This is a genomic window from Micromonospora sp. NPDC051924 (genome assembly GCF_055586005.1).
Genome location: NZ_JBVJJA010000010.1, coordinates 150,269 through 167,245, shown reverse-complemented (window position 1 = coordinate 167,245; position 16,977 = coordinate 150,269). Strand labels below are relative to the sequence as shown.

The 16,977-nt window shown below is 73.3% G+C and carries 19 protein-coding genes; 10 read left to right on the top strand and 9 right to left on the bottom strand.

Annotated features, from left to right (window positions below; all coding sequences use genetic code 11):
- Positions 1 to 9 precede the first annotated feature (9 nt).
- From ACZ6S5_RS11065 to ACZ6S5_RS11055, 3 genes are all read left to right on the top strand, one after another.
- Positions 10 to 270 carry a YciI family protein gene (locus tag ACZ6S5_RS11065; RefSeq protein ID WP_465999819.1) on the top strand — a complete coding sequence of 87 codons (261 nt, stop codon included), beginning with the start codon at positions 10 to 12 and terminating at the stop codon, positions 268 to 270.
- A 32-nt stretch (positions 271 to 302) separates the two neighbouring features.
- Positions 303 to 956 (top strand): HAD family hydrolase, encoded by a 654-nt coding sequence (locus tag ACZ6S5_RS11060; protein WP_465999818.1) that lies wholly within the window; start codon positions 303 to 305, stop codon positions 954 to 956.
- A gap of 82 nt (positions 957 to 1,038) precedes the next feature.
- Positions 1,039 to 1,788 carry a MerR family transcriptional regulator gene (locus ACZ6S5_RS11055; RefSeq protein WP_465999817.1) on the top strand — a complete coding sequence of 250 codons (750 nt, stop codon included), beginning with the start codon at positions 1,039 to 1,041 and terminating at the stop codon, positions 1,786 to 1,788.
- A 206-nt stretch (positions 1,789 to 1,994) separates the two neighbouring features.
- Here the strand turns inward: ACZ6S5_RS11055 and ACZ6S5_RS11050 are convergent, their stop codons facing one another.
- A complete protein-coding gene (locus ACZ6S5_RS11050; protein ID WP_465999816.1) occupies positions 1,995 to 2,177 on the bottom strand; it encodes a hypothetical protein in 183 nt (60 codons plus the stop codon).
- 121 nt (positions 2,178 to 2,298) lie between these two features.
- Here ACZ6S5_RS11050 and ACZ6S5_RS11045 point away from each other — a divergent pair, with 121 nt between their 5' ends.
- Positions 2,299 to 3,315: an NADPH:quinone reductase gene (locus ACZ6S5_RS11045; RefSeq protein WP_465999815.1), complete on the top strand. Its 1,017-nt coding sequence runs from the start codon at positions 2,299 to 2,301 to the stop codon at positions 3,313 to 3,315.
- 182 nt (positions 3,316 to 3,497) lie between these two features.
- Here the strand turns inward: ACZ6S5_RS11045 and ACZ6S5_RS11040 are convergent, their stop codons facing one another.
- Positions 3,498 to 5,147 carry a fatty acid--CoA ligase gene (locus ACZ6S5_RS11040; protein ID WP_465999814.1) on the bottom strand — a complete coding sequence of 550 codons (1,650 nt, stop codon included), beginning with the start codon at positions 5,145 to 5,147 and terminating at the stop codon, positions 3,498 to 3,500.
- Between the two features lie 83 nt (positions 5,148 to 5,230).
- Here ACZ6S5_RS11040 and ACZ6S5_RS11035 point away from each other — a divergent pair, with 83 nt between their 5' ends.
- Positions 5,231 to 5,722, top strand: a complete 492-nt coding sequence (locus ACZ6S5_RS11035) for an NUDIX domain-containing protein (protein WP_465999813.1) — start codon at positions 5,231 to 5,233, stop codon at positions 5,720 to 5,722.
- Here the strand turns inward: ACZ6S5_RS11035 and ACZ6S5_RS11030 are convergent.
- Positions 5,715 to 6,623, bottom strand: coding sequence for an EamA family transporter (locus tag ACZ6S5_RS11030; protein ID WP_465999812.1), 909 nt, complete (start codon positions 6,621 to 6,623; stop codon positions 5,715 to 5,717). The two genes, ACZ6S5_RS11035 and ACZ6S5_RS11030, sit on opposite strands and share 8 nt — an antisense overlap.
- A gap of 83 nt (positions 6,624 to 6,706) precedes the next feature.
- Between ACZ6S5_RS11030 and ACZ6S5_RS11025 the strand changes: the two genes are divergently transcribed.
- Entirely contained in the window at positions 6,707 to 7,636 is a 930-nt protein-coding gene (locus ACZ6S5_RS11025; protein ID WP_465999811.1) for a LysR family transcriptional regulator, read from the top strand.
- Between the two features lie 41 nt (positions 7,637 to 7,677).
- Here the strand turns inward: ACZ6S5_RS11025 and ACZ6S5_RS11020 are convergent, their stop codons facing one another.
- Both ACZ6S5_RS11020 and ACZ6S5_RS11015 read right to left on the bottom strand, forming a co-directional pair.
- The gene (locus ACZ6S5_RS11020) at positions 7,678 to 9,354 is read right to left on the bottom strand and encodes an MDR family MFS transporter (protein ID WP_465999810.1); all 1,677 of its coding nucleotides are present in this window, start codon (positions 9,352 to 9,354) and stop codon (positions 7,678 to 7,680) included.
- A gap of 60 nt (positions 9,355 to 9,414) precedes the next feature.
- Complete coding sequence (locus ACZ6S5_RS11015; protein ID WP_465999809.1) at positions 9,415 to 9,972, bottom strand: type 1 glutamine amidotransferase domain-containing protein; 558 nt, start codon at positions 9,970 to 9,972, stop codon at positions 9,415 to 9,417.
- Positions 9,973 to 10,114: 142 nt separating this feature from the next.
- Between ACZ6S5_RS11015 and rfaE2 the strand changes: the two genes are divergently transcribed.
- Both rfaE2 and ACZ6S5_RS11005 read left to right on the top strand, forming a co-directional pair.
- Positions 10,115 to 12,013 (top strand): D-glycero-beta-D-manno-heptose 1-phosphate adenylyltransferase, encoded by a 1,899-nt coding sequence (gene rfaE2 / locus ACZ6S5_RS11010; RefSeq protein WP_465999808.1) that lies wholly within the window; start codon positions 10,115 to 10,117, stop codon positions 12,011 to 12,013.
- Complete coding sequence (locus ACZ6S5_RS11005; protein ID WP_465999807.1) at positions 12,010 to 12,876, top strand: glycosyltransferase family 2 protein; 867 nt, start codon at positions 12,010 to 12,012, stop codon at positions 12,874 to 12,876. Before rfaE2 ends, ACZ6S5_RS11005 begins: the two co-directional genes overlap by 4 nt.
- Before the next feature lie 4 nt (positions 12,877 to 12,880).
- On the opposite strand, the gene ACZ6S5_RS11000 is transcribed toward ACZ6S5_RS11005, so the two are convergent.
- From ACZ6S5_RS11000 to ACZ6S5_RS10990, 3 genes are all read right to left on the bottom strand, one after another.
- Complete coding sequence (locus ACZ6S5_RS11000) at positions 12,881 to 13,987, bottom strand: glycosyltransferase family 9 protein (RefSeq protein ID WP_465999840.1); 1,107 nt, start codon at positions 13,985 to 13,987, stop codon at positions 12,881 to 12,883.
- 61 nt (positions 13,988 to 14,048) lie between these two features.
- Positions 14,049 to 14,591: an Hsp20/alpha crystallin family protein gene (locus ACZ6S5_RS10995; RefSeq protein ID WP_465999806.1), complete on the bottom strand. Its 543-nt coding sequence runs from the start codon at positions 14,589 to 14,591 to the stop codon at positions 14,049 to 14,051.
- Complete coding sequence (locus tag ACZ6S5_RS10990) at positions 14,588 to 15,094, bottom strand: DUF2231 domain-containing protein (protein WP_465999805.1); 507 nt, start codon at positions 15,092 to 15,094, stop codon at positions 14,588 to 14,590. Before ACZ6S5_RS10990 ends, ACZ6S5_RS10995 begins: the two co-directional genes overlap by 4 nt.
- A 159-nt stretch (positions 15,095 to 15,253) precedes the next feature.
- Here ACZ6S5_RS10990 and ACZ6S5_RS10985 point away from each other — a divergent pair, with 159 nt between their 5' ends.
- The gene (locus tag ACZ6S5_RS10985) at positions 15,254 to 15,871 is read left to right on the top strand and encodes a pyridoxamine 5'-phosphate oxidase family protein (RefSeq protein WP_465999804.1); all 618 of its coding nucleotides are present in this window, start codon (positions 15,254 to 15,256) and stop codon (positions 15,869 to 15,871) included.
- Between the two features lie 10 nt (positions 15,872 to 15,881).
- On the opposite strand, the gene ACZ6S5_RS10980 is transcribed toward ACZ6S5_RS10985, so the two are convergent.
- On the bottom strand, positions 15,882 to 16,313 hold the full coding sequence (locus tag ACZ6S5_RS10980; RefSeq protein ID WP_465999803.1) for a hypothetical protein: 432 nt from the start codon (positions 16,311 to 16,313) through the stop codon (positions 15,882 to 15,884).
- Between the two features lie 220 nt (positions 16,314 to 16,533).
- On the opposite strand from ACZ6S5_RS10980, the gene ACZ6S5_RS10975 reads away from it, so the two are divergent.
- A complete protein-coding gene (locus tag ACZ6S5_RS10975; RefSeq protein WP_465999802.1) occupies positions 16,534 to 16,818 on the top strand; it encodes a DUF4190 domain-containing protein in 285 nt (94 codons plus the stop codon).
- Positions 16,819 to 16,977 lie beyond the last annotated feature (159 nt).

Here is a 16,977-nt window from a genome sequence, read left to right as displayed (position 1 = left end):
ATGGGCGGCATGTGGATCGTGGAACTGGCCTTCACCGACGCTCCGGAACGGCTCGCCGCCCGGCCCGCCCACCGCGAGCTGCTCACCGCCCTGCACGCCGAGGGCAAGGTGCCGATGTCCGGGCCGCTGGCCGACGACTCCGGCGCCGTGCTGATCTTCGACGTGCCGGACCGGGCCGCGCTGGACGACCTGCTCGCCGCCGACGCGTACTTCACCACGCCCGGGGTCGAGGTCGTCCGGGTCCAGGAGTGGGCACCGTTCCTGACCTGAGGCCGGCCCGCGGTTCGGGCAGGATGGGCGGCATGGTGGACGCGGTGCTCTTCGACCTGGACGGCGTGATCGTGAACTCGGAGCCGGTCTGGGAGGAGGTCCGGCGGGCGTACGTGGCCGCGCACGGCGGCACCTGGCAGCCGGACACCCAACGCCGGCTGATGGGGATGAGCACCGGCGAGTGGGCCGCCTACCTCAGCGGCGAGCTGGGCGTCGACCGGTCCGCCGAGCAGGTCGCCACCGAGGTGGTGGCGGAGATGACCCGGCGGTACGCGGAACGCGTACCCCTGATCGACGACGCGGACGCGGTGGTGCGCCGGATGGCCGCGCGGTGGCCGCTGGGGCTGGCCAGTTCCTCCCCCACCCGGCTGATCGCGGCGGCGCTGGCGGCCACCGGCCTGGCCGACGCGTTCGGCGCGACACTCTCCACCGAGGAGACCGCCCGGGGCAAGCCCGCGCCGGACGTCTGGCTGGCGGTGGCGGAACGGCTCGGGGTGGACCCGGCCCGGTGCGTGGCCGTCGAGGACTCCTCCAACGGGGTCCGCTCAGCGGCGGCCGCCGGGATGCGGGTGGTGGCCGTGCCGCACGGGTCGTACCCGCTGGACCCGGACGCCGAGCAGCTCGCGGCGGCGCTGCTGCCCTCGATCGACGCGCTCACCCCGACGGTGGTGGAGCGGCTCGACTGAACGACTTGCTCCTGACGCGACGTCAGGTCATAGCGTCGGTCCCCGGCGCCGCAGAGTGCGGTGACGCGAGAGGGAGTGGGACGTGGCGTCCACCTGGCGGATCGGCGAGCTGTGCCGGCGTACCGGGCTGACCGTCCGGACCCTGCACCACTGGGACCATGTGGGGCTGCTGCGGCCGTCCGCGCGCACCTCGTCCGGGCACCGGCTCTATGCCGAGCGGGACGTGGACCGGTTGTACCGGATCGTCGCGCTGCGCGAGCTCGGCCTGCCACTGGAGACCATCGGCGCACTGCTGGACGGGGGCGGCACGGGTGGGCCGGCGCTGGCCGAGCTGCTCGGCGAGCACCTGGCGCACGTGGAGCGGCAGCTCGCCGCGCTGGGCGGCCTGCGCGACCGGCTGGCCGCGCTGGTGCCGGCCGTACGCGCCGCCGGGGGTGCCCCGTCCCTCGACCTGCTCGCCCTGATCCAGGAGGTGACCACGGTGGACGACACCATCAGGAACTACTTCACCGAGGAGCAGCTCGCCGCGTTGGCGCAGCGGCGGGAGCGGCTCGGCGAGGACGCGATCCGCGGCGTACAGGAGGAGTGGCCCGGGCTGATCGCCCAGGTCCAGGCGGAGCTGGACGCCGGGACGGACCCGGCGGAGCCGCGGGTACGGGCGCTGGCGCAACGCTGGATGGAGCTGCTGGAGGCGTTCCACGGCGGGGACCCGGGACTGCGGGACTCGCTCTACCGGATGCAGGCCGAGAACAGCGCGGACATCGCCCGCCAGTTCGGCGGACCGTCCCCGGAGCTGATCGACTACGTGAAGCGGTCGGTCGCGGCCGGCTGAGCCGACGCTCTTCGGCCGGCCGCTCGGACCGCTCGGTGGGCCGCGGCTGCACTCCCGCGCCGCCCCGCCCAGCGGCGAGGGCCATTTTCAGGGAAAGAGTGGCCTTGGCGGCTCGTGAGGCCACTCTTTCCTTGAAAATGCGCGGATCTTGGGGCGAGACGCCCGGCGCGCGGGGCGGAGCGGCGCGCGGGAGTGGAGGCGGCGGCTCAGATCGCCCGGCTCCGGCTCGACCTGGGCAGGAACGGCCGGGGTGGCGGCTCGCCGGCCGGCGGTTCCTCGTCCGGCCGGGCCGGATCGTCGGGTCCGCCCCGGCCCGGTGCGGTGCCGGGGTCTGCCGTGGCCGCCCGGGTCCGCGCGGCCCGGCGTTCCACCACCGGTACGTCCCACATGCCGCCCTCCTGCCGCCGACTACCGGGTTGTACGTTTCCCAGGGGCGCCCGGATCGGAATGATCAGGGAGCGGCCGGGTAGCGCACCCGGTGGCGCACGTGGTGACGGCGAGGGGACGGCGATGAAGGCGATCGTGTACGAGCGCAACGGGGACGCCTCGGTGCTCCAGCTGGTCGAGCGGCCCGTGCCGGAGCCGAGCCCGGGCGAGGTGCTGGTGCGTACGGCGGTGGCCGGGGTGAACCCGACGGACTGGAAGGCCCGCCACAACTGGCCGCTGCCGGAGGGCTGGCAGATCCCGGGCCAGGACGGCGCGGGCGTGATCGAGGCGGTCGGCGAGGGCGTCGACCAGATCCTGATCGGGTCGCGGGTGTGGATCTGGGAGGCGGCCTGGCAGCGGCCCTGGGGCACGGCCAGCGAGTACACCGTGGTCCCGGTGCGGCACACGGTCCGGCTGGGTTCCGCCTCGTTCGACCTGGGCGCCTGCCTGGGCATCCCGTTCATGACCGCGCACCGCTGCCTCACGGCCGGCGAGTTCATGCCGGACAAGCTGCACGCGGGCGCGCTGAGCGACCACGTGGTGCTGGTGCAGGGCGGGGCCGGCGCGGTGGGCAACGCGGCGATCCAGCTGGCCCGCTGGGCCGACGCCTGTGTGATCGCCACGGTGAGCACCCCGGAGAAGGCGCAGCTCGCGGCGGCGGCCGGCGCCAACTTCGTGATCAACTACCGGGAGCAGGACCTGGTCGAGGAGGTCCGCAAGATCGCGCCCGACGGGGTGCACACGATCGTCGAGGTCTCCGCCGCCCGGAACGCCGCCGCCGACGTGCAGATCCTGCGGACCGGCGGGGCGGTCTGCGTCTACGCGGACGACGGCGGCGACGAGGTGACCCTGCCGATCCGGCCGCTGATGGTGCCGAACGCCCGCTGGCAGTTCGTGCTGATCTACACCGCGCCGAAGGCGCGCAAGGCGCAGGCCGTGACTGACATCGCGGCGGCGGTGGCGCAGGGCGCGATCCGGGTCGGCGAGGAGGCGGGCCTGCCGCTGCACCACTATTCGCTGGCCACGACCGCGGCGGCGCACACGGCGGTGCAGGACGGCGCGGTCGGCAAGGTGTTGGTGTCCACGAGTGAGGCCGGATAGCGCGAAACGGATTTCTCCGACATCAGGACAGAGGCGAACAAGTTTCGCGAGAATGACTGTGCGGGTCGCCCCGCATGGACGGGCGGCCCCGGCGCGGTGCGAACGCCGGGGCCGCCCTCTGGGGAGGGATGCTTTTGGAAGCTGGTCCCTTACCCGTGTTGGCGACGGTACGCCGGAAAGTGTTACGGCGCGGTCAGTTCGCGTACCTCGAGGTCGCCCTCCGCGTACCGGGAGCGCACCACCTTCTTGTCGAACTTGCCGACGCTGGTCTTCGGGACCGCGTCGATGAACGCCCAGCGCTCCGGCAACTGCCAGCGCGCCACCGACTTCGCCAGGAATTCCCGCAGCTCCTCGGCACTGACCGAGGCGCCCTCCCGGACCACCACGGTGGCCAGCGGCCGCTCGTCCCAGCGCTCGTCCGGCACGCCCACCACGCACGCCTCCAGCACCGCCGGGTGGGCCATCAGGGCGTTCTCCAGCTCGACCGAGGAGATCCACTCCCCACCCGACTTGATGACGTCCTTCGCTCGGTCGGTCAGCGTGATGTAGCCGTCCGCCGAAAGCGTGCCCACGTCCCCGGTACGCAGCCAGCCGTCCCGGAACTTCTCCTCGTCCGGGGTGTCGTCGCCGACGTACCGGGAGGTCACCCACGGCCCCCGGACCTCCAGCTCGCCGACGGAGGTCCCGTCGGCGGGCAGCGGCTCGCCGAGCGGGCCGACGATCCGCGCGGCGACCCCGGCCGGGATCCGGCCCTGGGTGTAGCGGTACCGCCAGGCCGCCTCGCCGGTCGCTCCGGCCGGCGGCCGGGAGACCGAGCCCAGCGGGGACATCTCGGTCATCCCCCAGGCGTGGATGACCTCGATCCCGTACCGGTCCTGGAAGGCGTGCATCAGCGCCGGCGGGCAGGCCGAGCCACCGACGATCACCTCCTTCAGCGAGGAGGTGTCCACGTCGTGGCTGTCCAGCCAGGCCAGCAGGTCGGTCCAGATGGTCGGCACCGCGCCGGCCAGGGTGGGCCGCTCGGCGGTGATCATCGCGGCGATCGGCTCGGCCTGGAGGAACCGGTCCGGCATGATCAGCGACGCGCCGGAGAGGAACGACGCGTACGGCAGGCCCCACGACATCGCGTGGAACATCGGCACGATGGCCAGCTCCCGGTCCTTCGGGCCGAGCCCGAAGCCCTCCGGCATGCAGACCTGCAACGAGTGCAGGTAGATGGAGCGGTGCGAGTAGGCGACCCCCTTGGGGTTGCCGGTGGTCCCGGAGGTGTAGCAGAGCGCCGCGGCGTCCCGCTCGTCCACCTCGGGCCAGTCGTAGCGGTCCGGCCGGTCGGCCAGCAGGGCGTCCCAGTGGTGTACGGCGATCCGGTCGCCGGCCGCCGCCACCAGCGGGGCCGGGTCGCCCCCACCGACCACCACCACGTGCCGGACCGTGGTCATCTGGCCGAGCACCCGGGCGAGCAGCGGGATCAGCGTGGTGTCGACCAGCACCACCCGGTCATCGGCGTGGTTGGCGATGTAGGCGACCTGGTCGGGGAAGAGCCGGATGTTGAGGGTGTGCAGCACCGCGCCCATGCTCGGCACGGCGAAGTACGCCACCAGGTGCTCGTTGTTGTTCCACATGAACGTGGCGACCCGCTCGTCACCGGTCACCCCGCACTCGTCGCGCAGCGCGTGGGCGAGCCGGGCGGCGGCCCGGCCGACCTCGGCGTACGACATCCGGCGGGGCTCGGCGCCGGTCCAGGTGACGACCTCCGCCGTGCCGTGCACGGTGGAGCCGTGTTCGAGGATCCGGGCAACCTGGAGGGGGGCGTCCATCATCGTGCTACGCATGGGTAACAAGCTAGTGGCGCCGGTCACACACCGGAAGCCCCGGAACGGCCGACCCGACCGGCGAACCTGCGTAGATTATCCCGGTGAGCATCTCGTGGGCCGACTCGTACGTGGGGCAGCTGCGCGCCCTGGCCGGTGACCGCACCCTGATGTTCGTCGGCGCCCGGGCCGTGGTCCGGGACAACGCCGCCCGGGTGCTGCTGATCCAGCGCTCCGACAACGGCCAGTGGGCGCTGCCGGCCGGCGCCATGGAGCTGGGCGAGTCGATCGCCGACTGCGCCGTCCGGGAGGTACGCGAGGAGACCGGGCTGCGCGCCCTGCGGGTCAGCGCGTTCGCGCTCTACACCGGCCCGGACCGCACCCACACCAACATGTACGGCCACACGTACCAGGTCTTCACCACGGCGTTCCGGGTCGAGGAGTGGGACGGGGACCTGGCCCGGATCACCGACGAGACCATCGACGCCGGCTTCTTCCACCCGGAGGAACTGCCCGCCCCGCTCTCCTCCAGCGTGATCGAGACCCTCGCCGACCTCGACGTCTTCGAACAGACCAACCGGCTGATCCTCAAGTGACGGCGGCGCCGACCTCGGTGGGCCGCTCGCCGGACACTCCGTCGTCGCCCCGCCCGACACCCGGCCGGGCACCGGAACGTTCCGCGCCGATCCCGGCGATCACCACGAAGGCGATGCCGGCCACCGCGCCGAACCCCGGCACCTGACCCAGCGCGACCAGGCCGACGACCAGCGCGATGGCAGGCTCCAGGCTCATCAGCGTGCCGAACGCGGCGGTGGTGAGCCGGCGCAGCGCCAGCAGTTCCAGCACGAACGGGACGACGGGCAACAGCACGGCCAGCCCGAGGCCGGCCAGGAGCACCTGCCAGGTCAGGTCACCGAACACCGAGGGACCGACGACCAGCGTCGCGACCACGGCGGCCACGGGCATGGAGACCGCCAGGCCGCGAATGCCGGAGACCTCGTCGCCCACCCGCTGGGTGAGCAGGATGTACGCGGCCCAGCAGGCCGCCGCGCCGAGCGCGTACGCCACGCCCACCACGTCCGCGCCGCCGTGCCAGGGCTCGGTGAGCAGCAGCACCCCGACCGCCGCGAGCGCCGGCCAGCGCTTCGCGCCGCCCCGACCGAGAGCCACGGCCACGCCGAGCGGCCCGAGGAACTCCAGCGCGCTGGCCGTACCCAGGGGCAGCCGGGCCACCGCCGCCATGAACAGGATGGTGACGCCGGCGGTGACCACGCCGAGCGCCAGGCAGGCCCGCAGGGCGGAGCGGGTGAAGGCCGACGGGCGGTGCCGGACCACGACGGCCAGCAGCACCCCGGCCCAGGCCAGGCGCAGCCAGGCGGCACCCTCCGGGCCGACCCGGTCGAAGAGTCCGACCGAGGCGGCCAGCCCGAGCTGGACGCAGGTCATCGAGGCGACCGCCATCGCGGTGCCGGCACGGGCGGAGGTCACGGTGGTCATGCGGACAGTAGAGCCGGTCCACACCGTTCGCGTCCACGTGACTTTTCTGGACTAACCATTCGGCAATCGTGAACAATTGCCTCGTGGACCTACGTCGTCTGCGCCTGCTGCGCGAACTGGCCCGGCTCGGCTCGATGCGCCAGGTCGCCGACGAGCTGCACGTCACCACCTCGACGGTGTCGCAGCAGCTCGCAGCGCTGGCCAGGGAAGTCGGCGCCGAGCTGGTCGAGCCACACGGTCGCCGCGTCCGGCTCACCCCGGCCGGACGCCGGCTGGCCGAGCACGCCGTGACGATCCTCGCCGCAATCGACGCGGCCCGGCTCGACCTGGACCCACGGGCCGAACCGGCCGGCACGGTACGCGTCGCCGGCTTCGCCACCGCCGTCCGGCGCTCGCTGCTACCGCTCACCGCCCGGCTGGCGACCGACCACCCGCAGGTGCGCCTCCGCATCCACGAGCACGAGCCGGCCGAGGCGTACGCGTTGCTCGCGGCCGACGACGTCGACCTCGCGCTGACCTACGACTACAACCTGGCCCCGGCCTCCGTGGACCGCGCGCTGGAGGCCACGCCACTGTGGTCGGCGGCCTGGCACCTCGGGACGCCGGCGGACACGCCGCCCGGCCCGGCGGAGGACGCGCCGGCGGTCTTCGACCGGTTCCGCGACGAGGACTGGATCGTCAACTCGCGCAACACCGCCGACGAGGTGGTGATCCGGACCATCGCCTCGATGGCCGGCTTCGAGCCCCGGATCGTGCACCGCGCGGACAGCCTCGACCTGGTCCAGGACCTCATCGTCGCGGGGCTCGGCGTCGGTCTGCTCCCCGCTAACCAGCCGACCGCGCCGGGCGTCCGCCTGCTGTCCCTCACCGGACCGCGGGCCGTGCTGCGCGCGTACGCCGTGACCCGCCGCGGTCGGGCGGCCTGGCCGCCGCTGGCGCTGATCCTCGACCTGCTCACCGGCCACCCGAATCCGCCGCGGGGCAACCCGCCCGCTCCCGGCACGGCGAGCTGACCGGAGACCACGCCGGGCGGGATCACCCCACGAACGGTCGGTCAGAGCATCGTCTGGGACTTGGCCTCCATGTCGGCGGCGGCCTCCTCCTTCGACTCCTTGGTCAGCGGCTTGCCGCCGGGGGCGGGGGCCTTGCCGCCGAGCGGGTCCGCGCCACCGGTCGCGCCCTGCGGGCCGGTGCCGCGCAGCTCGCGGTTCGGCATGGCCAGGGTGACCAGCACGGCGAGGATGGCGATCAACCCGGTGGTCAGGAAGACCAGGTGCAGCGACTCGACGAACGCCGCCTGGATCGCGGCGCGGACCGGGCCGGGCAGGGCGAGAATCGTCTTCGGGTCGTTGATCGAGATGCTGGCGCCGCCGCTGGCCGCCACCGCCGCCCGCTGCTGCGGCGGGAGCTGCGCGATCGCGGCCGGCAGCCGGGCAGCGAGCTCGCTGGTGAGCCGGGACGACAGCACCGCGCCGAGGATCGCCACGCCGAACGAACCGCCCAGCGAGCGGAAGAACGTCGCGGACGACGTACCCGCGCCCAGATCCCGCGGGTCCACGGCGTTCTGCACGGCCAGGATCAGCGACTGCATGCACAGGCCCAGCCCGATGCCGATCACCACCATGTAGCCGAAGGCCGCCCAGAGCGACGTGGCCACCTGGAGCTGCCGGAAGAGCAGCATGCCGGCCACCAGCACCACCGAACCGGCGACCGGGAACCACTTGTACCGCCCCCGCCGGCTCATCGCCCGGCCGGTGAGGATCGAGGTGATGATGATGCCGGCCATCATCGGCAGCATCAGCAGACCGCTGCGGGTCGGCGAGGCGCCCTTGACGATCTGGAGATAGAGCGGGATGAAGATGATCGACCCGAACATCACCAGACCGAGCACGAACCCGGCCAGGTTGGCCAGCGAGAAGGTGCCGTTGCCGAACAGCCGCAGCGGCAGGATCGGCTCCGGCACCCGGGCCTCCTGGAGCACGAAGAGCACCCCGAGCACCGCGCCGGCCACGAAGAGCCCGATGATCACGCCGGAGCCCCAGGCGTACTGGTTGCCGCCCCAGCTCAGCGCCAGCAGCAGACAGCTCACCCCGGCCACCAGCAGCCCCGCGCCCAGCCAGTCGATGGCGTGCTCGCGCCGCTGGAACGGGATGAGCCGCATGACGTGATAGCAGACCACGATGGCGAGGATGGCCAGCGGCACGTTGATGTAGAAGATCCAGCGCCAGTTCGTCTCCGCGAAGTAGCCACCGACCAGCGGGCCGGCCACCGAGGACAGGCCGAAGACCGCGCCGAAGAGCCCCTGGTAGCGACCGCGCTCCCGGGGTGAGACCACGTCCGAGATGATGGTGAACGCCAGCGTCATCAGGCCACCCGCGCCCAGACCCTGCACGCCCCGGGTGACGATCAACTGGGTCATGTTCTGCGACAACCCGGCCAGCAGCGAGCCGAGCAGGAACGTACCGATCGAGAAGATGAAGACCGGGCGGCGGCCGTACAGGTCGGCCATCTTGCCGTAGAGCGGGGTGGAAGCGGTCGAGGCGAGCAGATACGCGGTGACCACCCACGAGTAGTGGTTGATCCCGCCCAGCTCGCCGACGATGGTGGGCAGCGCCGTACCGACGATGGTCTGGTCGAGCGCCGCCAGCAGCATCCCGGTCATCAGACCGAACATCAGCAGGCGGATCTGGCGGGCGTGCAGCACGGGACGACCGTTGGCCTGGGCAGTCATTCCGCTTCCTTTCCCACCGGGAGCGGATCATGCCCCCGGTGGGAAAGGAACGTCGGAAACTCAGCGCGGGGCGTGCTTCCCCTCGGCGAACTCCTCGACGATCTTTTCGCAGAACGCCGGCAGGTCGTCCGGCTTACGGCTGCTGACCAGGCCGTTGTCCGTCACGACCTGCTCGTCGACCCAGTTGGCGCCGGCGTTGGTGAGGTCGGTGCGCAGGCTCGGCCAGGACGTCATCCGGCGACCGCGCACCACGTCCGCCTCGACCAGCGTCCACGGGCCGTGGCAGATCACCCCGACCGGCTTGCCGACGTCGAAGAACGACTTCACGAACCGGACCGCCTCCGGGTCCGTCCGCAGGAAGTCCGGGTTGGCCACGCCGCCGGGCAGCACCAACGCGTCGTACGCCCCGACGTCCGCCTCCTGCGTCGTCACGTCGACCGGGTACTGCCGGCTCTGGTCCAGGTGGTTGAAGGACTGGATCGACCCGGGCTTCGGCGAGACCAGCTCGACGCGGGCGCCGGCGTTCTCCACCGCCTCGCGGGGTTTGGTGTACTCGACCTCCTCGACGCCGTCGGCGGCCAGGAAAGCGATCCGCTTGCCCTGCAGTGTCGCTGCCATGGTGTTTCTCCTCTCCGGGGTCACCTGGTCCCGTTCCCGGGGCCGGCGGGCCAAAACCGGACGTCCCGGGTGGCCTGGGCCGCACCGCCGGCCCCGAAAGGGGACAGGTTTGGCCGGACCGGCTCGGGGGACCCGGAGAGACATGGCAGCAGCAGCGGAAGAGCGCCGGCTCGCCACCGTCGTGGCGAGCTGGCAGGGGCGTCCCGTGCTGGTCGTCGGCGACGCCATGCTGGACGAGTGGCGGTTCGCGGAGTCCGAGCGGCTCTGCCGGGAGGCCCCCGCGCCGGTCCTCACCCTGCGCCGCCGCATCTCCGCCGCCGGTGGCGCGGCGAACACCGCGGTGAACATCGCCGCCCTCGGCGGCCGGGCCGCGCTGGTGGCCCCGGTCGGCGCCGACGTGGCCGGCGACGAACTGCACGACTGCCTCGACCGCGCCGGCGTCTGGGACCGTACGGTGAACCAGCCGGGCCGGCCGACGCCGGTGAAGCGGCGGATGCTCGCCGGGAACCAGATCCTGCTCCGCGAGGACTCCGGCGACCCGGAGGACGGGCTTGACGACGACGGGGTGGCCCGGCTGCTCACGGCGCTGCACTGTGCCACCGAGGAGCTGCGGGCCGCCGCGCAAGGTTCGCCGCTCACCCTGGTCGTCTGCGACTACGGCCTCGGCGCGCTGCCCGGGCCGGTCCGCGCCTGGCTGGTCGCCAACCGGGACCGCTACGCCACGGTGGCCCTCGACGCGCACGACCTCGCCGACTGGCGCGGCCTCAACCCGACGGTGGTGACCCCGAGCTTCGCCGAGGCGACCCGGCTGCTGGCTCGCGCCGCGGCCGGCTTCAACACCGCGAGCCGCGCTCCGGCGCCGGCCGGCGGCCTGCACCTCGACCACGGGACCGACGACGGTGACGGGCCGTCCGAGCTGGTCGTCGGGGCGGCGCCCGGCGGGGCCGGTGAACACCCGGCGGTCCGGACACCCGGTGACGGCAGCGGGCCGGGCCCGGCCTCCGGCAGCCGGCGGCCCGGCACCCCGCATCCGGCGTCCGGCGCACCGGCCACCTGCGGGACGGGCGGGTCCCCCGGACCGACCGGCGAGCCGACCCCCGGCGAGGAGCGGGTCGCGCTCACCGGCGACGGGCTCAGCGTGACCGGCACCGGCGTGACCGTGAGCGCCACCGCCGGCGAGGGCGTGGACCGGGCGGTGCTGGCCGAGTCGCGCCTGGCCGAGCTGCGCGCGCACACCGGCGCGGACGTGGTGGCGGTCACCCTGGACACCGAGGGCGCGGTGGTCGGCGGGGCCGACGGCGAGCCCCGGCGCAGCCACAGCACCCCGGTCCCGGCCAGCCACGCGGTGGGCGCCGGGGACGCGTACCTGGCGGCGATGACCCTGGCGCTGGCTGCGGCGGCGAGCCTGCCGACCGCCGCCCAGCTCGCGCAGCTCGCCGCCACCATCACGGTCTCCGACACCGGCACCTGCGTGTGCCGGCGGGAGGACCTGCTCGGCGCGCTCGGCACCGGGCCGGAGGAGGCCGACCACCCCACCCTGGTCGGCGCCGAGGAACTCGCCGCGATCGTCGCGGAGCAACGGCGGGTCGGCCGCTCGATCGTCTTCACCAACGGCTGCTTCGATGTGCTGCACCCGGGGCACGTCCGCTACCTGACCCAGGCCCGCGCGCTCGGCGACCTGCTGGTCGTGGCGGTCAACTCGGACGGCAGCGTACGTCGGCTGAAGGGCCCGGACCGGCCGGTCAACCCGGTCGAGGACCGGGCCGCCCTGCTCGCCGCGCTGGAATGCGTCGACCACGTGGTGGTCTTCGAGGAGGACTCCCCGGCCGGGCTGATCGAGGCGGTCCGCCCGGACGTCTACGTCAAGGGCGGCGACTACCCGCCCGAGATGGTCCCGGAGGCGCCGCTGGTCCGCCGGCTGGGCGGGCAGGTCCGCACCCTCGGGTACGTGCCGGACCGCTCCACCTCGGCGATCATCGACCGGATCCGGGCGCAGTCGGCCAACCCGACGGTCGGCGAGGGTACGGGCAGGCCGGTGTGAACCGACCGCTCGACCTGGGGACGCCGGACGGGTTCCGGCGGCCCCGGCAGCTCGACGTGCTGATCCCCACCCGCAACCGTCCGGCCGAGCTGGCCGTCACCCTCTCCGGGCTGGCCGCGCAGGAGGGCGTCCCCGATTTCGGGGTGGTGGTGAGCGACCAGTCCGACGACGGGCCGGCGTACGCGCACCCGGCGGCGGCCACCATGGCCCGGGCGTTGCGCCACCGGGGTCACCCGGTGCTGCTGACCCGGCGGCTGCCCCGGCGCGGCCTGGCCGAGCACCGGGCCTACCTGCTCGCCCAGTCGGCGGCCCGGTACGTGCTCTGCCTCGACGACGACGTCTGGCTGGAACCGGGGGCCCTGGCCCGGCTGGTCACCGCGATCCGGGAGCTGGGCTGCGGTTTCGTCGGCAACGCCGTGCACGGCCTCTCGTACGCCGACGACGTCCGACCGGCGTCCCACGCCCACTACGAGGAGTGGCACGGGCCGCCGGTGCCCGAGCGGGTCCGCCCGGGCACGCCGGAGTGGGAGCGGGCGGCCATCCACCCGGCGGCGAACCTGCTGCACGTGACCGAGAAGCTGCGCCTGCCGGCCGGGGCGTGGCGGGCGTACAAGGTCTCCTGGATCGGCGGGTGCGTGCTGTACGACCGGGCCAAGTTGATCGACTCGGGCGGCTTCGAGTTCTGGCGCCGGGTGCACGAGCGGCACCAGGGCGAGGACGTCGCCGCGCAGATCGCCGTGCTGGAGCGGCACGGCGGCGCGGGGGTGCTGCCCAGCGGGGCCTACCACCTGGAGTCGCCGACCACGGTGACCGAACGGGAGATGGAGGCGTGGGAGGTCGTGGTCACCGAGCAGCCGGCCTGACCGGTCAGCCGGCCAGCAGTTCCCGGGCCGCCTCCACGACCTCGATCACCGGCACGTCGGCGACGAACGAGTCGCGGTGCGGGCAGTCGCCGTCGCCGGGGCGGTGCGGGTAGATCCCGGGCGTGCAGTCGATGCCGCAGACCGGGCAGCGGGTGGTCCAGGAGGCGATCGGCCGGTGCCGGGCGCGCAGCGGCGTCGCCCCGTTGATCAGGTTGCCGATCCAGTAGACACCCACCGTCGCCGTGCCGACCGCGCCGGCGAGGTGCAGCGGCCCGCTGTCGTTGGAGACCACCAGCGCGCAGCCCGCGTAGCAGGCGGCCAGGCCGCCGAGGCTGAGCGTGCCGACCTGCGGGCGGACCGGCACGCCGGCCGCCGCCATCACCGCGTCGACCGTTTCCTGCTCGGCCGGGGTGCCGGTGACCAGCACCTCGTACCCGTCGCCGGCCAGGGCGCGGGCGACCTCGGCGAAGCGCTCGGGTGGCCAGCGCCGCCGGGTGTCGGTCGCGCCGGGGTGCAGCGCCACCCGGGGCCGGGCTGCCTCGCCCAGCACCTCGCGCGCCTCGGCCCGGTCCGCGTCGGTCACCTCGAGCGCCGGGATGATCGTGGTGGCGGGTGCCCCGACCAGGGCCACCGCCTCCAGGTAGCGGATCACCTCGTGCTGGTAGTAGACGTACCGGATCCAGCGGTCCAGCGGCGGCGCGTCCTCGGCCCGCAGGCCGGCGGTGACCCGGGCGCCCAGCCCCGCGACGATGGGGTTGGAGTTGCCCCCGCCGCCGTGCAGCTGCAACGCCAGGTCGAAGCGCTCCTTGCGGGCCCCCGTTAGGAAGTCGGCCAGCTCGGCCGGCGACTCGTCCGGCCCGGGGTCGCGGATCCCGGGCGCGGGCGGCACCACCAGGACCGAATCCACCGGGCCGGGGCGGTCGCGCCAGAACTCCGCGTGCCAGGGCGCGCCGAGCAACACGATCTCCGCCTCCGGGTACGCGGCCCGCAGCGCCTCCAGCGCCGGCAGGGTGAAGATGAAGTCGCCGAGCGCGTTGGCCCGCAGCACGGCGATCCGCGCCACGTCGGGCACCCGCTCGCCCACCGGGCCGAGCACGGACGACGGCTCCAGGTCGCGGCGCGGCGACAGACGCGCCGAGCTGGTGTTGTCGCCCGGGGTGGTCACGGGACTCCTAGGGCCGGTCGATCTCGTCGACCGTGGTGTCCGGGTGGTGCAGCTCCCGGTCGGCGGCCGGGTCGGCCAGGATCGGCGTACCCCCGGTGGGGGTGCCGCGGGGGCCGGTGCGGCCGACGGTGATGGTGCGCGGCGTGGGCCGGGCCGCCCGGGGCAGCCGGACGCGGAGCAGGCCGTGGTCCATCACCGCGTCGATCCGGTCCGGGTCCACCCGGGACGGCAGGTCCACCCGGTACTCGAAGCCCCGCGTCTCGAAGCCGCCCGGGATGCCGTGGTCGGCGTTGACCTCGGCCTCCGAGCGGGCCCGTACGCACAGCTCCCGGTCGTCCAGCTCGACCGCCACCTCCTCCGGCGCCACGCCGGGCAGCCGGACGATCACCTCCCAGCCGTCGGCGACCTCGGTCAGCTCGACGTCCTGGGTACCGCCGGAACGGCCACCGACCAGGCGGCTCAGTTCGGCCCGCAGCGACTGGAGTTCGCCCATCGGGTCCCAGCCCTGCTGGCGTCCCCGCCAGCCCCGACCGCCGCTCTGTTCCGTCATCGCACGTCTCCGATCCGCTGGTGGGTCGAGGGGGGTCGCAGCGAGCTCGGGGCATTCAGGTCGTGCTCCGGGTCCACGCCGACGCCGAGCCGGTCCACCAGTTCGCCGCCGAGCCAGGCGCTGATCCCGAGGATCGCCACGGCGACCACCTCGATGGCGATCAGGGCGCCCCCGGCGGCCCGGGAGTCGGCGTTGAGCCGGACCACCCAGACGGCGGCGAAGAGCAGGATCACCGCCACGTTGGCGGCGGCGTGGGTGAGCCCGACCCGCTTGGCGCGGGTGCCGGTGGGCAGGGCGAGCAGGTCGACCGTGCCGGCCGCCGCGGCCAGCAGGCCACCGATCAGGCCGACGGGGATGTTCCAGTACGCGACCTCGCCCAGGAACTTCGGCCCGCCCACGGTGTCGATCACATCGAAGATCACCGCCGTGACCAGGAGCGCCACCGGGAACATGACCAGCATCGGATGCACGGGGTGACCGAGCACCTTCAGCCGGCTCTCCATCTCCGCCTCCATCGTCCGGGCGCGCTGCGAGTGAGGCGGTACCCGGGGGCCCCGGGGGCAAACCTCGCGATCGGCACGCTCTCCTAGGCTGACGATGGCGGAAACCGGCAGCTCGCGCGCCGGAAACGCCGTCATGGTCAACGGACGGGGGAGGAAGACGTGACGACGGAAATCACCAGCGAGGCGGAGCTGCGCGAACTGCTGGGGGCGCCGATGCCCCGGGCGCTCACCAAGGAGCGGACGACGCTGCACGTCCGGGACCGGGACTGGCTGGCCGCGTCGCCGTTCTGCCTGGTCGCCACGGCCGGCGCGGACGGCAGCTGCGACGTCTCGCCGAAGGGCGACCCGCCCGGCTTCACCCTGGTGCTGGACGAGACGACCATCGCGATCCCGGAACGGCCCGGCAACCGGCGCGCCGACGGCTACCGCAACATCCTGGCCAACCCGCACGTCGGGCTGGTCTACCTGATCCCCGGGCGCACCGACACGCTGCGCATCAACGGCCGGGCCCGGCTGATCCGCGACGCGCCGTGGTTCGACGACATGACGGTCAAGGGGCACCGCCCGGTGCTGGCGGTCGAGGTGGCGATCGAGCAGATCTTCTACCACTGCGCGAAGGCGTTCCTCCGCTCCGAGCTGTGGCGCCCGGAGACCTGGCGGCCGGAACTGCTGCCGTCCCGCGCCCGCCTGATCAAGGAGGTCGAGGCTCCCGTGGAGAGCCTCGACCACCTCGAACGCCACTACGGGCCGGAGTACCTGAAGACCCTCTACTCCTGACCGTCCCCCGTCACGCGCAGAACTGGTTCCACCAGGTGGCGTAGTAGCCGTAGTCGGTGAACTGCACCCGGGCCCAGATGCTGATGCACGAGTGGGGCGCGTACTGGCGGGCGCCGCCGACCCAGTAGTGGTAGTTGCCGCAAACGACCTGGTTGACGTTGATCGTGTCCGGATAGTTGCACGTCGAGACGGAGTTCTCCCCGCCGATCCCCACCCCCATCCAGGTCGCCTTGCCGTACCAGCTGCCCACGGTCCGTAGGGCCACGCAGTTCGTGGTGCCGTTTTCCAGGTAGACGTCCACGATCGCCCGCTCGGTCAGGGTCCTCGAACCCTGGTAGACCCCGCCGCAACCGTTGGCCGCCTGGGCCGCCTGCGGTGCCACCAGCACCGAGGTCACCGCCAGGGCCAGAACCGTGAGCACCGCCCGCATCCGTCGTCGCATCCGTGTGTTCCCTTCGACCGCCGCTTCATCGTCGCCGCTGCTCCGCACCGGCGGGTCCCCACTGTGGCCGACCGGACGGACCGCGCCGAGGCCGGTTGCTGATTTCCGCAACAAACTTGACGTCGGCCGGGCGGTGCCATCCGGCCCGCCCAAGGGACGTTTCGGCAGGTGGCCGCCCGGTTATCAGGGAGGTCCCAACAACTTCACTGTGGAGGGTCCGATGACTCAGCAACCGTCGTACGCGGAACACCCCGGCGCGGCGCCCGCGGTTCGCGGCACCAACGTGATGGCGATCCTGTCCCTGGTCTTCGCCTTCGTCTTCTCCCCGGTCGGAATCGTCTTCGGCCACATCGCCAAGAAGCAGATCCGGCAGACCGGTGAGCAGGGCAGCGGCCTGGCCACCGCCGGTCTCGTCCTGAGCTACATCTTCACGATCCTCGGCATCCTCTGGATCGCGTTCGTCTTCATCCTGGCCGCCAACTCCGGCACCAGCACCGGCGCCTGATCGGCCGGCTCGGCACGGAGCTGGCGGGGGAGGCACCGAGCGAGAAACGACTGTTCGCGGGCCCGCGACCGGGGAGCACCCGGCTGCGGGCCTTCGTCGTGGTTGAGCCGGATTTCCCCGGGTACGGATTCAGCTGCGGACGAAAGAACGACGAGGAGG

What these genes read in the sequence shown, in the direction of transcription:
- ACZ6S5_RS11065 (WP_465999819.1), top strand. Translation starts at nt 10, where the DNA reads ATGTGGATCGTGGAACTGGCCTTCACCGACGCTCCGGAACGGCTCGCC.
- ACZ6S5_RS11060 (WP_465999818.1), top strand. Translation starts at nt 303, where the DNA reads ATGGTGGACGCGGTGCTCTTCGACCTGGACGGCGTGATCGTGAACTCG.
- ACZ6S5_RS11050 (WP_465999816.1), bottom strand. Translation starts at nt 2,177, where the DNA reads ATGTGGGACGTACCGGTGGTGGAACGCCGGGCCGCGCGGACCCGGGCG.
- ACZ6S5_RS11045 (WP_465999815.1), top strand. Translation starts at nt 2,299, where the DNA reads ATGAAGGCGATCGTGTACGAGCGCAACGGGGACGCCTCGGTGCTCCAG.
- ACZ6S5_RS11040 (WP_465999814.1), bottom strand. Translation starts at nt 5,147, where the DNA reads ATGCGTAGCACGATGATGGACGCCCCCCTCCAGGTTGCCCGGATCCTC.
- ACZ6S5_RS11030 (WP_465999812.1), bottom strand. Translation starts at nt 6,623, where the DNA reads ATGACCACCGTGACCTCCGCCCGTGCCGGCACCGCGATGGCGGTCGCC.
- ACZ6S5_RS11020 (WP_465999810.1), bottom strand. Translation starts at nt 9,354, where the DNA reads ATGACTGCCCAGGCCAACGGTCGTCCCGTGCTGCACGCCCGCCAGATC.
- ACZ6S5_RS11015 (WP_465999809.1), bottom strand. Translation starts at nt 9,972, where the DNA reads ATGGCAGCGACACTGCAGGGCAAGCGGATCGCTTTCCTGGCCGCCGAC.
- rfaE2 (WP_465999808.1), top strand. Translation starts at nt 10,115, where the DNA reads ATGGCAGCAGCAGCGGAAGAGCGCCGGCTCGCCACCGTCGTGGCGAGC.
- ACZ6S5_RS10995 (WP_465999806.1), bottom strand. Translation starts at nt 14,591, where the DNA reads ATGACGGAACAGAGCGGCGGTCGGGGCTGGCGGGGACGCCAGCAGGGC.
- ACZ6S5_RS10990 (WP_465999805.1), bottom strand. Translation starts at nt 15,094, where the DNA reads ATGGAGAGCCGGCTGAAGGTGCTCGGTCACCCCGTGCATCCGATGCTG.
- ACZ6S5_RS10980 (WP_465999803.1), bottom strand. Translation starts at nt 16,313, where the DNA reads ATGCGACGACGGATGCGGGCGGTGCTCACGGTTCTGGCCCTGGCGGTG.
- ACZ6S5_RS10975 (WP_465999802.1), top strand. Translation starts at nt 16,534, where the DNA reads ATGACTCAGCAACCGTCGTACGCGGAACACCCCGGCGCGGCGCCCGCG.